At 67.7% G+C, this 14,897-nt stretch carries 10 protein-coding genes and 1 CRISPR repeat array (1 of these 11 only partly in view); of the genes, 9 read left to right on the top strand and 1 reads right to left on the bottom strand.

The window, feature by feature from the left end:
* Positions 1–65 precede the first annotated feature (65 nt).
* A complete protein-coding gene (locus FL344_RS00315) occupies positions 66–2,171 on the top strand; it encodes a beta-propeller domain-containing protein (protein ID WP_141617059.1) in 2,106 nt (701 codons plus the stop codon).
* A 146-nt stretch (positions 2,172–2,317) separates the two neighbouring features.
* Positions 2,318–3,715, top strand: coding sequence for an MATE family efflux transporter (locus tag FL344_RS00310; RefSeq protein ID WP_141588976.1), 1,398 nt, complete (start codon positions 2,318–2,320; stop codon positions 3,713–3,715).
* Positions 3,716–3,730: 15 nt separating this feature from the next.
* On the opposite strand, the gene FL344_RS00305 is transcribed toward FL344_RS00310, so the two are convergent.
* Positions 3,731–4,444 carry an esterase family protein gene (locus FL344_RS00305; RefSeq protein WP_141617058.1) on the bottom strand — a complete coding sequence of 238 codons (714 nt, stop codon included), beginning with the start codon at positions 4,442–4,444 and terminating at the stop codon, positions 3,731–3,733.
* A 486-nt stretch (positions 4,445–4,930) separates the two neighbouring features.
* Here FL344_RS00305 and FL344_RS00300 point away from each other — a divergent pair, with 486 nt between their 5' ends.
* Genes FL344_RS00300 through cas2 form a run of 7 tightly spaced genes read left to right on the top strand, consistent with a single transcriptional unit; the run spans position 4,931 to position 12,534 of the window.
* Positions 4,931–7,177: a CRISPR-associated endonuclease Cas3'' gene (locus FL344_RS00300; protein ID WP_228564635.1), complete on the top strand. Its 2,247-nt coding sequence runs from the start codon at positions 4,931–4,933 to the stop codon at positions 7,175–7,177.
* Between the two features lie 21 nt (positions 7,178–7,198).
* Positions 7,199–7,858, top strand: a complete 660-nt coding sequence (gene cas5c / locus FL344_RS00295) for a type I-C CRISPR-associated protein Cas5c (protein WP_194862924.1) — start codon at positions 7,199–7,201, stop codon at positions 7,856–7,858.
* Positions 7,855–9,603, top strand: a complete 1,749-nt coding sequence (gene cas8c, locus FL344_RS00290; protein WP_141617055.1) for a type I-C CRISPR-associated protein Cas8c/Csd1 — start codon at positions 7,855–7,857, stop codon at positions 9,601–9,603. The genes cas5c and cas8c overlap by 4 nt, the downstream gene beginning before the upstream one ends.
* A 38-nt stretch (positions 9,604–9,641) precedes the next feature.
* Entirely contained in the window at positions 9,642–10,556 is a 915-nt protein-coding gene (gene cas7c, locus FL344_RS00285; RefSeq protein ID WP_141617054.1) for a type I-C CRISPR-associated protein Cas7/Csd2, read from the top strand.
* Complete coding sequence (gene cas4 / locus FL344_RS00280) at positions 10,553–11,194, top strand: CRISPR-associated protein Cas4 (protein WP_141617053.1); 642 nt, start codon at positions 10,553–10,555, stop codon at positions 11,192–11,194. Before cas7c ends, cas4 begins: the two co-directional genes overlap by 4 nt.
* A gap of 12 nt (positions 11,195–11,206) precedes the next feature.
* Positions 11,207–12,235 carry a type I-C CRISPR-associated endonuclease Cas1c gene (cas1c, locus tag FL344_RS00275; protein ID WP_141617052.1) on the top strand — a complete coding sequence of 343 codons (1,029 nt, stop codon included), beginning with the start codon at positions 11,207–11,209 and terminating at the stop codon, positions 12,233–12,235.
* The gene (cas2, locus tag FL344_RS00270) at positions 12,235–12,534 is read left to right on the top strand and encodes a CRISPR-associated endonuclease Cas2 (protein WP_225888307.1); all 300 of its coding nucleotides are present in this window, start codon (positions 12,235–12,237) and stop codon (positions 12,532–12,534) included. Before cas1c ends, cas2 begins: the two co-directional genes overlap by 1 nt.
* 182 nt (positions 12,535–12,716) lie before the next feature.
* Positions 12,717–14,897: direct repeats of the CRISPR family, unit length 37 nt; unit sequence GTCGCTCCTCGTGAACGCGAGGAGCGTGGGTTGAAAC (it continues 1,210 nt past the right edge of the window).

Here is a 14,897-nt window from a genome sequence, read left to right as displayed (position 1 = left end):
GCTGGCGTGGCACCGGGGAGGCCCGGGGGGCCGTCAGTGGGGCCGAAGTGCAACGGGAGGGTCGAATGCGGCAGTGGAAACGCTGGAGCTGGGCCGGAGTGGTGGCTGTCGTCGCGGTGGGGTGTGACGAGGGCAACAAGCCGTTGTCCCCGGTCGACAACGAGCCCGTGCAGCAGGAGGCCCGGCTGGAGAGCTTCCCTGGCTGTGAGGCCCTGGAGCAGCACATCGAGGACACGGCGACGAAGCAGATGCGCGCGTCGCTGGAGGTCTACAAGCAGTACGCCTACGCCGGTGGCCGCGGCGATGAGTCGCCCACGGCGGGCCCCCCCCAAGAGGACTCCTCCGGAGGCGGCGACAGGCCCAACGACTACACGGGCACGAACAACCAGGTCGCCGGCGTGCACGAGGCCGACTTCGTGCAGAACGACGGCACGCGCATCTTCGTGCTGTCGGGCCCCCGGCTCTACATCCACCGTTCGTGGCCCGCGGAGCAGCTCACGCGGACGGCCGTGCTGGAGGTGGAGGGCTGGCCGCGCGAGATGCTGCTCGACGCCGAGCGCAACCGGCTGGTCATCACCTCGGCGGTGGCCGAGGACCGCCCCGGGACGGTGGCGGGGGGCCGCGGCATGGACGACATGCCAGTCGTCGACTGCGCCGGTTTCGGTTGTGGCCCTGCGTACAGCAACACCGTGAAGGTGACGGTGGTGGACGTGGCGGACCTGGAGGCGCCTCGGGTGCTGGAGCAGGTCTACCTGCCCGGCGGCTACATCAACGCCCGGCGCGTGGACAGCGCGGTGCGGCTGGTGTTCTCGGACGGGTTCCGCTGGCCAGCGGACGTGCGCCTCTATCCCGAATACTCGCCGGGGTTCTTCGATGACCGCTCCCGGCTGGTCGCGTCCATCGACGCGCTCATCAAGCAGAACGAGCAGCGCATCCGCGCGCAGTCGTTGGAGGACTGGCTGCCGAAGGGCCGGCGCGTGACGGCGGACGGCGAGGTGAAGCCGCTCGCGTATGACTGCACGTCGTTCTACCGCGTCAACGGGCCCACCGGGCTGGGCCTGATGTCGGTGCTGTCGCTGAACCTGGACGCGGAGGATTCGTCGCCCAGCCGGACCAGCGTGGTGGGCACGCCCGGCGAGGTGTACGCGTCCCATGAGGCGCTCTACGTGGCGTCTCGCCACTGGTGGTGGTGGCCGGAGCCCGGCCAGACGCCGCACACGTACCTCCACAAGTTCGACATCCGCGACCCGGACCAGGCCACCTACGTGGGCAGCGGCACGGTGGAGGGATACATCGTCAACCAGTTCGCCATGGACGAGCGCGAGGGCGTGCTGCGGGTGGCCACCACCGTGGAGCTCCCACCGGAGAACCCGGGGACCGGGAACGGCGGGGACACCGTGTGGACGCCTCCGGAGACGGTCAACCGCGTGGTGACGCTGCATGCGCGGGACGGGCACCTGAAGGAGCTGGGCCGCAGCGAGGACCTGGCCCGGGGTGAGCGCATCTTCAGCGCGCGCTTCATGGGCACGCGCGGCTACGTCGTCACCTTCCGGCAGGTGGACCCGCTCTTCACCTTCGACCTGAGCGACCCGGCGAACCCGCGCAAGGTGGGCGAGCTGAAGATTCCGGGCTTCTCCACGTACATCCACCCGCTGGGTGACACGCACCTGCTCACCTTCGGCGAGCACCGCAACGAGGACGGCACCTGGCAGGACCGCGCCCTCAAGCTGTCGCTCTTCGACGTGAGTGATTTGGCGCAGCCCCGGGAGACCTTCACGCAGCTGCTGGGCTCGATGGGCAGCCACAGCGAGGCGCTCTACGAGCACAAGGCCTTCACCTACTTCCCCGCCAAGGGATTGCTGGCCCTGCCCTTCACGGACTGGGACTACAGCGCCTACGACTACTGGTCCGGCTTCCGCAGCGAGCTGCGCGTCTTCCGCGTGGACACGGCCACGGGCTTCTCGCCGGTGGGCACCGTCTCCGTTCGGGACATGTACCAGTCGCTCAACTTCCGGCACTGGAGCTGGTACTGGCAGCCCACGGTGCGCCGCAGCATCATGGCGGACGACTACGTCTACACCATCTCCGACGCGGGGCTGCGCGTGTCCCACGTGGACAGCCTCCAGACGCCGCTGGTCACCGCGCCCTTCCATCCGCCCATGCTGCCGTAACGGGGGCTTGCCCCCTGGGACGCCGGGTGTCCCAGGGGGACGCATCACGGGTGTGTGACCGGGCCTTCCGGTCAGGCGAGGGAGGCGTGGCGCGTCGGACGTGGGCAGCGCATTCCCTGCCGGAAGGCGCTATAGGCGCACTTCCCATGTCCACCGCCGTGTTGCCAACGTCCTCCGTGAATTCCCCCCGCACCGAGCTCCGGGAGCTGGCTCGGCTGGCGGTTCCCATCGCCATCGCCCAGGGTGGGCAGGCGCTCATGGGGTTGGTGGATACGCTGGTGGTGGGCCGCGCGGGGACGTCCGCGCTGGCCTCGGTGGGGTTGGGCAACGGCCTCTTCTTCGCCGTCAGCGGCTTCGGCATGGGCCTGATGATGGGCTTCGATCCGCTGCTCTCGCAGGCGATGGGGGCCCGGCAGTTCACCCGGGCGCGGGCGCTGCTGTGGCAGGGCGGGTGGCTGGCCCTGTTCGCGGGCGTGCTGCTGGCCTTGCTGCTCTTGCTGACGCCGCCGCTGCTGCTGCTGGCGGGAGTCGGCCCGGACGAGGTGGCGGGTGCGCGGGACTACCTGGTGTGGCGCGCGCCCAGCATGCCGTTGATGCTGGCCTTCCTCTCGGTGCGCTCCTACTGCCAGTCAACGGCCTTCACGCGGCCGCTGGTCATCGCGACCGTCGTGGCCAACATCTTCAACCTGGGCGCGGACATCCTGCTCGTATTTGGCGGCGAGGTGCTGCCGCCCGTCTTCGGGCCGCTGCGCGCGATTCCGGCCATGGGCGTGGCGGGCTCGGCGCTGGCCACGACGCTGTGCACCGGGGTGCAACTGGCCGTCGTCGTGCTCGCGGTGCGGGCGCGGCCCCTGGAGGGGGCGGTGCGCTCCACGCGCCTGCCGGTGTGGGCCGACCTGGCGCAAGCGGTGAAGCTGGGCATCCCCATTGGGCTCCACATCGCGGCGGAGATTGGCGTGTTCGCGCTGGCAGGCGTCCTGGCGGCGGGGCTGGGCCCAGCGAGCGTGGGTGCGCACCAGATTGCCATCTCCTTCGCGAGCGTCACCTTCACCGTGGCCATGGGCATTGGCAACGCGGGCAGCGTGAGGGTGGGCTGGGCGGTGGGTTCGCACAACACGCCTCAGGCGCGGTTGAGCGGATTCATGGCCTTCGCGGGCGGCGCGGGTTTCATGGCGCTGGGGGGCCTGGTGTTCGCGCTGTTCCCACAGTCCCTGGCGCGGCTGGCGGGGGCCCCCGATGACGTGTTGCCGCTGGTGGTGCCGCTGCTGATGGTGAGCGCCATCTTCCAGGTGTTCGACGGCGTGCAGGGCGTGGGCGCGGGCGTGCTGCGCGGCACGGGTGACACGCGCTTCACCTTCCTGGCCAACATGGTGGGGCACTACGCCATTGGCCTGCCGCTGACGCTGCTGTTGGGCTTCAAGCTGGGCCTGGGCGTAGTGGGCATCTGGTGGGGCCTGTGCGCGGGCCTCATCACCGTGGCCGTGGCGTTGCTGTGGCGCTTCAACCGGATGAGCGCGGGCACGCTGCGTCCGGTCGAAGCGTAGCGGCGCGCGCGGCGGCTACCAGGGCAGGTACTGCTGAATCATCTGCCGCCACACGGGCCAGTCGTGCGTGCCGCCTTGCCACACGGCCAGGTGGTTGCCGATGTCCTTCTTCCACAGCAGGTTGGAGAGGTGCTCGTTGGAGGGGCGGCAGAAGTCGTGCTCCCCCACCGCCAGCACCATCTCCACACGCTGGAGGGCGGAGAGCTGCGCGGGGTCCGTGAGGTTCGGCAGCCACTCCGTGCACGAATGGAAGTAGACGTCCGAGTCGTGGTGTCCGTCGAGGAACTCGTTCGTCTCGAACTTGCCGCCCATGGACAGCAGGCGCCGGAAGACGTGCGGGTGCCGCAGGCCGACGTTGTACGCGTGGAAGCCGCCGAAGCTGCACCCGGCCAGGGTGAGGCGCCCGCCGGTGCTGCGGCTCTTGAGCAGGGGCACCACTTCGTGGAGGAGGTACTCCTCCCACTGCTGGTGGCGCCGGACGCGCTCCGCCGGGTGGATGCCGGTGTTGAACCAGGACTCTTCGTCCACCGAGTCCGGGCACACCACGATGTACCGGCCGGACTGGACGCGGTCGGCGATGGCGCCGATGAGGCCGAAGTCCTCGGCCTGGAAGAAGCGGCCCTTGCTGGTCGGCAGCAGGAGCACGGGTTCGCCCGAGTGACCGAAGATGAGCAGCTCCATGTCGCGGTGCAGTCGCTCGCTGTACCAGCGGTGGTATTCGCGGTTCATGGCGCGCAATCTAATCGCAATGCGTCAAAGGCAACGACTGGAGTGCGAGGCCCGCCTGCCGGACTGCCGGGATTGAACACCTGGGTGGATGTCTGACTTTGCCGAGTCGGCGGTTACCCGCCCGGGTATTCGTTGCGGCTCCCACTGACGGTGTCGAGCTTTGAACGCGAGGCTTCCAGGCCATTCGTGCGCATGCATGGCCAGGGGAGGCGAGGCCGCCAGGACAAGGTGATGGCGCAGCGGCGCTGAGCGCTTCATCGGTGGGCACGTCGCGGCGGACTCAGCCGTCTGGCACGCATGGGTTGCCGCCTGTGTGGCCAGAAGCCTGCTCGCATTGCTCGCTCTTGGGCATACCACCCCAGGGGGAGCGCGCGTCCCGGGCTTTCGTAGGACAAGTCGTCTTGTGCCGGTCACCAGACGGAAACGAGAATGCAGACGCACGTGCTCGCTTGTGCGGTCAGACACGTGGGCGGTGGGGGGAATGCCATGAAGAAGGACCTCGGGCTTCCGGAGCGGCCCGCCGTGCCACGCGTGGTCACGGCGGAGCCATTGGCTCACGTTGCAGAAGACAGCCGGGCTCATCTGCTGCGCGAGCACTTGGAGGCCGTGGGGCAGTGGGCCGCGAGGCTGGCGCCGCGAGAGGACTTGCGCGCACCCGCGCTGGCCGTGGGGCAGTGGCATGACCTGGGCAAGTACACCCGGGACTTCCAGATACGCATCCGCAAGGAGAACGGCTTCGAGGCGCACCTGGAGAAAGAGGGAGCGCTGGAGCGCGACCACTCGACGGCCGGTGCGCTCTGGGCGCTGAGCCGGGACCGGCGTCTGATGCCGCTGGCATTCGCGATAGCCGGGCACCACTCAGGCTTGCCCGACGCGTCGAACCTCCGGAACCGCGTGGGGCGCACGGAGAAGCAGGCGTTGCTCTCCGATGCGCGGGCTCGCTGTGACGCACCCGCTTTGCTGGACGGACCGTTGGGCTTCTCTCCGGAGGCGCTCGACAAGCTCGAACCACGGCAAGCGGAGCTCTGGACGCGGATGCTCTTCTCCGTCCTTTGTGACGCGGACTTCCTGGACACTGAAGCCTTCTTCGATGCGAACAGGAGCGCGGCCCGCGAGGTGCCGGTGTCGTTGTCGCAGCTCGCCGAGCGTCTCCGCGGCTTCCTGCGGGAGAAGCAGCGTGGGGCTCCGGACACGGAGGTGAACCGGGTGCGCCGCGAGGTGCTCACCGCCGCCGTGGAGGCCGCGGTGCAGCGCCCCGGTGTCTTCAGTCTCACGGTACCCACGGGGGGAGGGAAGACGCTGACGTCCATGGCCTTCGCGCTCGAACATGCGCGGACGCAGGGGCTTCAGCGCGTCATCGTCGCCATCCCCTACACCTCCATCATCGAGCAGAGCGCGGAGGCGTACCGCCAGGCCTTCCAGGGGCTGGAGCACGCCGTCATCGAGCACCACTCCGCTGTCGACCCGGACCGGGAGACGCCGCTCAACCGCATCGCCAGTGAGAACTGGGACGCGCCCATCATCGTCACCACCACGGTGCAGCTCCTGGAGAGCCTCTTCGCTCACCGCCCGTCGGCGTGCCGCAAGCTGCACCGCGTGGCCCGGAGCGTCATCGTGCTCGACGAGGCACAGACGCTGCCCGCCTCGCTCCTGGAGCCCGTCCTGGATGGCTTGGGCGCGTTGGTGAGGGACTACGGCTGCTCTGTGGTCATCTGCACCGCCACGCAGCCAGCGCTGGGCCGTCGCCCGGACTTCCCGGAAGGGCTGCCGGAGGTGCGTGAAATCGTCCCGGCCTCGGTGCGCGCCTTCGAGCGGCTGCGCCGTGTGCGCGTGCGCTGGCCCTCGTCAGGGCGGAAGCTCCCCTATGCCGAGCTGGCCGACGCCGTGGCGGCCGAGCGGGACGTGCTCGCGGTGGTCCACCTGCGGGCCGACGCGCGGCGGCTCTGCGAGCTCGTGGATGAACGGCTGGGGCATGAAGACTCGCTGCACCTGTCCGCGTTGATGTGCCCGGAGCATCGCTCCCAGGTGCTCGCGGACATCAAGGCCCGAAAACGAAGAGGGGAGCCTGTGCGGTTGGTGGCCACCCAACTCGTCGAGGCGGGCGTGGAGCTGGACTTCGGCGTCGTCTACCGAGGCCTGGGAGGCCTGGACGCGCTGGCCCAGGCCGCTGGCCGGTGCAACCGGGAGGGGCTGATGGAGGGCCTGGGCGAGCTGCGCGTCTATGAGCCTGAGACGCAGCCCCCCAGGGGCGTTCCTCGCGCCGCCCAGGACGTCACACGCGGCCTGCTGGAGCAATCACCAGACCTGGACTTGTTCGCGTCCGAGAGCTTCCAGCGCTACTTCGCCAGGCTCTACGCCACGCGCCACCGGGATGAGAAGGGTATTCAGGCGCTGCGCGCGAAGTTCCAGTTCGAAGAGGTGTCCAAGGCGTTCAAGCTCGTCGAGGACGACTGGAGCGCTTCGGTGGTGGTGCCCTACGCGGGCCATGCGCCGCTGGTGAATGCGCTGCGTGAGCGAGGCCCTTCGCGAGAGCGGCTGCGCGCGCTGCAACGCTTCACGGTGATGGTGCCTCGCAAGCTCCGGGACGCCTGGCTGGCGCGCGAGCTGGCGCGGCTCGCTGCCGAGACGGTGGCGTACCTGGGGCCGGAGCACACGTCCGTGTACCACAAGCGCTTCGGCCTGCTTCCGGACCACGTCGGCATCTTCGACCCGTCCTTCCTCATTCCCGCTTGAGACCCGCTTCAGGAGGTGTGGATGACATCAACGCCAGGCAGAAGTTTTCGCGTGAGGGCGCGGGGGCCCGTGGCCTGTTTCACACGGCCCGAGATGAAGGCCGAGCGCGTCAGCTACGAGGTGATGACGCCCTCCGCGGCACGTGGGGTGCTGGAGGCCATCCTGTGGAAGCCGGCCATACGTTGGCACGTTCACGAAATCGCCGTGCTCGCGCCGGTGCGATGGACCAGCTTCCGCCGCAACGAGGTCAACAGCCGGGCCACTGTGGGGAAGTTCGACTACGCGGCGGACGAGGACCGGGCCCAGCGCAACACGGTGGCGCTGCGAGACGTGGACTACGTCATCACCGCTTCCTTCGCCCTGGTGCCGGGCAAGGCGGGGCCCGACGACAACGTGCGCAAGTTCGAGGACATGTTCGAGCGGCGTCTGGAGCGAGGCCAGTTCTTCCATGCGCCCTACCTGGGATGCCGTGAGTTCGCGGCGCGCGTCGAGCCCGCGGAGGACGTCCTGTTGCCGCATGAGTCAGGCCAGGGGCGGAGGCCGCTGGGCCTCATGTTCTACGACTTCGTCTTCGACATTCCTGGCGAGCCGGTGCGTCCTGAGTTCTTCCAGGCGTTCCTGGAGGACGGTGTGCTGCGTGTGCCGCCTCGGGCGCGGGTGCTGGGGGGAGGCGTTCCATGATGCTGACGGCGCTGAATGACTTCGCGCGCGAGCGAGGGCTCACGGATGACCCTCTGTACGAGGTCAAGCCCGTGGACTTCTTCATTCGCATCAGCGCGAAGGGGAAGTTCATCAAGCTGGAGTCCCTGGCGAGGGAAGACGGGAGAGGCAATGCGATGCCAATCCCCAGGTTGCCGCAGCGCTCGGTGAACATCGCGGCGGGCTTCTTCGCGGACAACTCGAAGTACGTCCTCGCCTACGAGAAGGATGCGCCCAAGGCGAAGGCAGGCGGCGTGGAGAAGCGCCTGGCCCGGTTGGAAGCCTTCTTGAAACCGGTGCGCGAGGTCGTCGCGGAGACGAAGGACGCGGAGGCCCGGGCCGTGGAGTCCTTCCTGGACAGCGAGGCCGAGCGGAGCAAGGCGCTGGCGGACAGGGGGGCCGAGGAGTGGACGGGCTCCGAGATGCTCGCATTCGTCGTTGGTGAGGCCACGACGCCCGTGCACCAGAACCCCGCCATCCGTGCCTGCTGGGAGCGTCGCGCAGGTGCGCAGCGCGCGCTGGGGCGGAGGGCGTTGTGTCTGGTGACGGGCCGCGAGGGCGTGGTGGCCGTTACGCACCCCAAATTGAAGAACGTCCCCGAGGCCCAGCCGTCCGGGGCGTCGCTGGTGTCCTTCAACGCGCCCGCGTTTTCGTCGCATGGTTTGGAGCAGGGGGAGAACGCGCCCATCTCTCAGGAGGCGTCGCTGGGCTACGTGCTGGCCCTCAACGACATGCTGCGGAGGACGGAGCAGCGCCGTTTCCGTCAAGGCATTCAGTTGGCGGCTGGCTCGGTGATGGTGTTCTGGACGCGCGCCTCTCCTTCGGAAGAGAGCTTCCTGCTGTCGCTCCTGGACCCGACGGAGGATGACCTCAAGCGCTTCGTTGAGTCTCCGCTCAAGGGCGTTGAGCGAGGAGAACTGGATGACCGCGCCTTCTACGCCGTGACGCTGGCGGGGAACGCGGGCCGCGTCGCGGTGCGTGATTGGTTCGAGTCTCGCGTGGGCGAGGTGAAGCGGAACATCCGGCGCTATTTCGACGACCTGCGCATGGGCGACGCGCCAGCGGGGCCGCTCCCCGTCTATCGCCTGCTCAAGGCCGTGGAGGCGCCCTCGGGACGGGGCCTGACGCCGGACATCGCCGCACGGATGCTGGGGGCGGCGTTGCGAGGTCAGCCCTTCCCGCGCCAGCTCCTGGTGGCCGCGCTAGACCGGCTGCGGTTGCCGCCCGCTGACGGCGGGGTCGAGCGCGAGCAGCTCCGGCTCCGCGTCGCACTCATCAAGGCGTACCTGTTGCGAGATCGAAATCGTGGATCCACTCCCCTGGAGGTCACTGTGTCATTGGACAAGGACAATCCTTCGCAGCCCTATGTGCTCGGCCGCCTCTTCGCTGTGCTGGAGCGGCTGCAGGGCGTGGCGCTGAAGGACCTCAACGCCACCATCCGCGACCGTTACTTCGGCGCCGCGTCTCGAAACCCCGTCACCGTCTTCCCCCGGCTGATTCAGCTCTCCGTTCACCATGCCTCCAAGGCGGGGGAGAACGGCAGGTGGCTGGAGCGGACGAAGGGGGAGGTGATGGCCCTGCTGCCTTCCAAGGACCCATTTCCGCCTGTGTTCCAGCCCGAGCAGCAGGGCCTCTTCGCCGTGGGCTACTACCACCAGCGCGAAGCGTTCTTCACGAAGCGCGAGGCCGCCGCGGTTCCGGCTGATTCGGCAGCGTCCTCCACCTGAGCCTTCACCGCCTCCAAACCCATTCCAGAGAAAGCGCCATGACCGACCTCAAGCAACGCCATGACTTCGTCCTGTTCTTCGACGTGTTGGATGGAAACCCTAACGGAGATCCCGACGCCGGCAACTTGCCTCGCATTGATGCGGAGACGGGCCATGGGCTGGTGACGGACGTGAGCCTCAAGCGCAAGGTGCGAAACTTCGTCCTGCTCACGCAGGAGGGGAAGCCCGGGCTGGACATCTTCGTCAAGGAGAAGGCCATCCTGAACAACCGCATCGCGGATGGATACAAGAGCCTGGGTATCGACCTGAACGAGAAACCCGCTCGCGCGGAGGATGGCAAGAAGCGCAACGACAAGGGCAGGGCCCAGGGCTCCGAGGTGGAGAAGGGCCGCGCGTGGATGTGCAAGACGTTCTTCGATGTCCGCACCTTTGGCGCGGTGATGTCCACGGGGCCCAACGCAGGGCAGGTGCGTGGGCCGGTGCAGCTCACCTTCGCCCGCTCGGTGGACCCTATCGTGTCGCAAGAGCATTCCATCACCCGCATGGCGGTGGCGACTGAGGACGAAGCGGAAAAGCAGGGCGGTGACAACCGCACCATGGGCCGGAAGAACACCGTGCCTTACGGGCTCTACCGGGCACATGGCTTCGTCTCACCGCATCTTGCGAAGCAGACGGGGTTCGGCACGGCGGACCTGGAGCTGCTCTTCCAATCCTTCACTCACATGTTCGAGCTGGACCGCAGCGCCGCGCGGGGGCTGATGTCCATGCGCAAGGTGGTTGTGTTCAAGCATGGCTCGGAGCTCGGCAACGCGCCGGCCCACGCGCTGTTTGACCGCGTCCATGCGGTGCGCGCCCAGCCGGAGAAGCCAGCTCGAAGCTTCTCCGACTACGAGGTCCGTGTGGACAAGGCAGGGCTGCCCCAGGGCATTGAGGTGCTGGAGCTGGTGGGATGAGCGCGGACCGCGAGACGTGGGTGGCGCTGTCGGCGCTCCAGCACCTGCTGTACTGCGAGCGGCAGGCGGCGCTCATCCACGTCGAGCGGCAATGGCGCGAGGACGTCAATACCGCCTCCGGCAGACTGCTGCACGAGCGCGTGGACCTGCCGGGACATGACGCGCGGGTGGGACGGCGGGTGGAGCGGGCCGTGTTGCTGGGCTCGCAGCGGCTGCGCGTGTCCGGGCGCGCGGACATGGTCGAGTACCAGCGGGACGCGAAGGGGGCGGGCTGGCGGCCCTTCCCGGTGGAGGTGAAGCGCGGCCGGCGCAAGGCGGGGGAGGCGGACCGCGTGCAGCTCTGCGCGCAGGCGCTGTGCCTGGAGGAGATGCACGGCGTGGATGTCCCGGAAGGGGCGCTCTTCTACGGTGTGGAGCACAAGCGTGCCGCGGTGCGCTTCGACGCGGAGCTGCGCCAGCGGACCGAGGACGCCATCGCGCGCATGCACGAGGTGCTGCGCCGGCAGGAGGTCCCTGTCGTGGCGCGCGCACCCCGATGTGACAAGTGCTCGCTGGAGCCGCTGTGCCTTCCTGGAGTGACGGCGGGGCAGCGGAGCGCCCGGGACTTCCTGACTCGGTGGATGGACGAAGACGGCTGAACGGAGGAGCGCATGACGACCGCGCTGAACACGCTGTTCATTACCGCGGAAGGGACTCGCCTGAACAAGGAAGGCGAGTGCGTGGTGGTGACGATTCAAGACCAGAAGAAGGCGGAGGTTCCCTTGCGGCACCTGCGCTCGGTGGTGTGCCTGACGCGCGCGTGGCTGACGCCAGAGTTGATGGAGAGCTGCCTGGAGGCGGGCATCCATGTCTCCTTTTTCGGGATGACGGGGCGCTTCCTGGCGAGGGTGGAGGGCGTGCCGGGCGGCAACGTCTTGTTGCGGCGGCAGCAGTACCGGGCGGCGGATGATGTTGCTCGCTCGGTGGCCATCTCCCGGGCATTGGTGGTGGGGAAGCTCGGGAACGCGCGGCAGTTCGTGTTGCATGCGCGGCGTGACGCGGCGCCCGAGCGACAGGAGGCCCTGTCGGAGACGGCGCGGCGGCTGTCGGAGCACCTGCGCGCGCTGACCCGAGTGGATGACTTGGAGCAGGTGCGAGGGTTGGAAGGCATCGCGGCGCGCGACTACTTCGAGTCCTTTCCTGCGCTGCTGAAGAAGAGCGCCCAGGGCTTCAAGTTCGATGGCCGCAACCGTCGGCCTCCGAGGAATCCGCTGAACGCGATGCTCTCGTTTGGCTATGCGTTGCTGGCGCAGGATTGCGCGGGAGCGCTCACGGGTGTTGGGCTCGATCCCGCCGTGGGGTTCCTGCACGAGGACCGCCCTGGGCGCCTGTCGCTGGCGCTGGATTTGATGGAGGAGTTCCGTGCGCCGGTGGTGGACCGGCTCGTCTTCTCGCTGGTGAACCGGGGGCAACTCAAGCCCGGGGACTTCCGCACGGAGTCGGCGGGGGCTGTGTTGCTGAAGGACGATGCGCGCAAGACGTTCCTCGTGGCGTACCAGGAGGCGAAGCAGGTGGGGGTGAGGCACGCGTTCCTGGGGCAGGAGACGACCTGGGGCATGGCGCCTCACCTGCAAGCGTTGCTGTTGGCACGCCACCTCCGAGGGGAGCTGGACGGCTACCCTCCCTTCGCGATGCGCTGATGCGTAGATTGACCGTGTTGATTTGTTACGACGTGCGGGTGTCGGACCCCCAGGGGCCTCGGCGCCTGCGCAAGATCGCGCGGGCTTGCAGAGACCATGGCGTGCGAGTGCAATACTCCGTCTTCGAGTGTGTCCTGGAGCCCAAGGACTGGGTCGTCCTGCGCGCCCGCCTGCTCGGCGCATTCGATTCGGAATGCGACAGCCTGCGCTTCTACTTCCTGTCGGAGGACGATGCCCGGAAGACGGAGCATCATGGCGCCAGAGCACCATTGGACGTCGAGGGGCCGCTGGTCCTGTAGGCGTTCGCGAACCGGCCCCGGTGTGCGCTCCGTCGAGGGTTTGCGCTCTTTGAAATCCCGAATAGAATCATGGAGTTGGGCGAGTGTACGTCACGAGCGGCGGGGAGCCTTCGTGGCAGTACGGGCTGGTTCGCGAAATGCGGCTGGATTCCGTAGTCAGAACGCTATTTTGGAGAGGCAGAGTCGCTCCTCGTGAACGCGAGGAGCGTGGGTTGAAACGCTCCAGCGGGAGCCAGTCCACCACGCCGCGAATGTCGCTCCTCGTGAACGCGAGGAGCGTGGGTTGAAACAAGCCAGAGACAGACGTTCTCGCCTACCTCAAGGAGTCGCTCCTCGTGAACGCGAGGAGCGTGGGTTGAAACTCAGTCCCTCCAATTCCTCCAGCAGCGCGGCGCCGGTCGCTCCTCGTGAACGCGAGGAGCGTGGGTTGAAACCCTTGACGGTGGCCTACGCCCAACGGCACGGCCTCGTCGCTCCTCGTGAACGCGAGGAGCGTGGGTTGAAACTTGCAGGTGCGGACGAAGAAAGCGGTCTGCGTCATCGTCGCTCCTCGTGAACGCGAGGAGCGTGGGTTGAAACATCCCGCCCCTCTCCGGCGCCAAGAAGTAGTCACGTCGCTCCTCGTGAACGCGAGGAGCGTGGGTTGAAACGATGCAGGAGGTGGAGGAGCTGCTAGCGCGGCGCAGTCGCTCCTCGTGAACGCGAGGAGCGTGGGTTGAAACCCTGGAGAGGATGCTGTCCACCCAGGACCCCGGTCGCTCCTCGTGAACGCGAGGAGCGTGGGTTGAAACGGGTGGCAGGGGATGAGGCAGGCCCAGCAGGACGTCGCTCCTCGTGAACGCGAGGAGCGTGGGTTGAAACGGCGCGCCGTGGTCGCCACCCCCGGTCCATCGATAGTCGCTCCTCGTGAACGCGAGGAGCGTGGGTTGAAACGAGCGATTGGCGTCCGAGCCCTGGCATGTCACATGTCGCTCCTCGTGAACGCGAGGAGCGTGGGTTGAAACAGTAGTTCACCCGCCACACACGAAAGGACGTCGAAGTCGCTCCTCGTGAACGCGAGGAGCGTGGGTTGAAACAGCGTGGCGTCGATGCCACCCACAAACGCGTGCATTGTCGCTCCTCGTGAACGCGAGGAGCGTGGGTTGAAACTTCGCGGTGCGCGCCTCGGCAGCCGCCGCGTCCATCGTCGCTCCTCGTGAACGCGAGGAGCGTGGGTTGAAACACCTGCGACCAGCGCGCGGCCTCCGAAATCGGGAGTCGCTCCTCGTGAACGCGAGGAGCGTGGGTTGAAACTGGTAGGCAGCCGCAAGGGTCCAGAAGGGCTTCGTCGCTCCTCGTGAACGCGAGGAGCGTGGGTTGAAACGAGGTGGAGGACCGGACCAAGGCGGGGTCCGTGTCGCTCCTCGTGAACGCGAGGAGCGTGGGTTGAAACGACGCAGTGAAGGCCGACGACTTCGACGGCTTCCAGTCGCTCCTCGTGAACGCGAGGAGCGTGGGTTGAAACCCTCAGCCCCGACGCCCGGCATGGACAAGCATGGTCGCTCCTCGTGAACGCGAGGAGCGTGGGTTGAAACTCGTTGACGGCGACGACCTCGGACTGCGGGTGGGTCGCTCCTCGTGAACGCGAGGAGCGTGGGTTGAAACCGGCTGGAGCATCTGGAGTCGCCTCCGACGACAGTGTCGCTCCTCGTGAACGCGAGGAGCGTGGGTTGAAACATGGTGACGGGAGGGCTGCGGGCAGGTCCGGAGTCGCTCCTCGTGAACGCGAGGAGCGTGGGTTGAAACGGCGCGCCGTGGTCGCCACCCCCGGTCCATCGATAGTCGCTCCTCGTGAACGCGAGGAGCGTGGGTTGAAACAGCGCGTCCTGGGCTCGCCGCTGGATGCTGCCGACAGTCGCTCCTCGTGAACGCGAGGAGCGTGGGTTGAAACACCGAGTCCTTCGAGCGCTCGCCCTTCGACTTGGTCGCTCCTCGTGAACGCGAGGAGCGTGGGTTGAAACCGAATAGTCCGTCTGCGTCGCCCATTCGCGGTCCGTCGCTCCTCGTGAACGCGAGGAGCGTGGGTTGAAACTTCCGGTAGTCGAGCTCAGCCTGTCGCGCCTGGTCGCTCCTCGTGCACGCGAGGAGCGTGGGTTGAAACGTGTATAGGTTTGGGCGTACATGGACAGGAGGACGTCGCTCCTCGTGAACGCGAGGAGCGTGGGTTGAAACACGAACCTCGGCAACGCGCGGCAGAAACAGATTGTCGCTCCTCGTGAACGCGAGGAGCGTGGGTTGAAACCCGCTGACGGCTGCCGCTCTGGAGGACCAGCCATGGTCGCTCCTCGTGAACGCGAGGAGCGTGGGTTGAAACTCGTTGGCTA

The sequence above is a fragment of the Myxococcus sp. AB036A genome, assembly GCF_006547355.1.
Classification (GTDB): domain Bacteria; phylum Myxococcota; class Myxococcia; order Myxococcales; family Myxococcaceae; genus Myxococcus; species Myxococcus virescens.
Note: the sequence above shows the minus strand (reverse complement) of the source record. Positions and strands in the feature narration are given on the sequence as shown.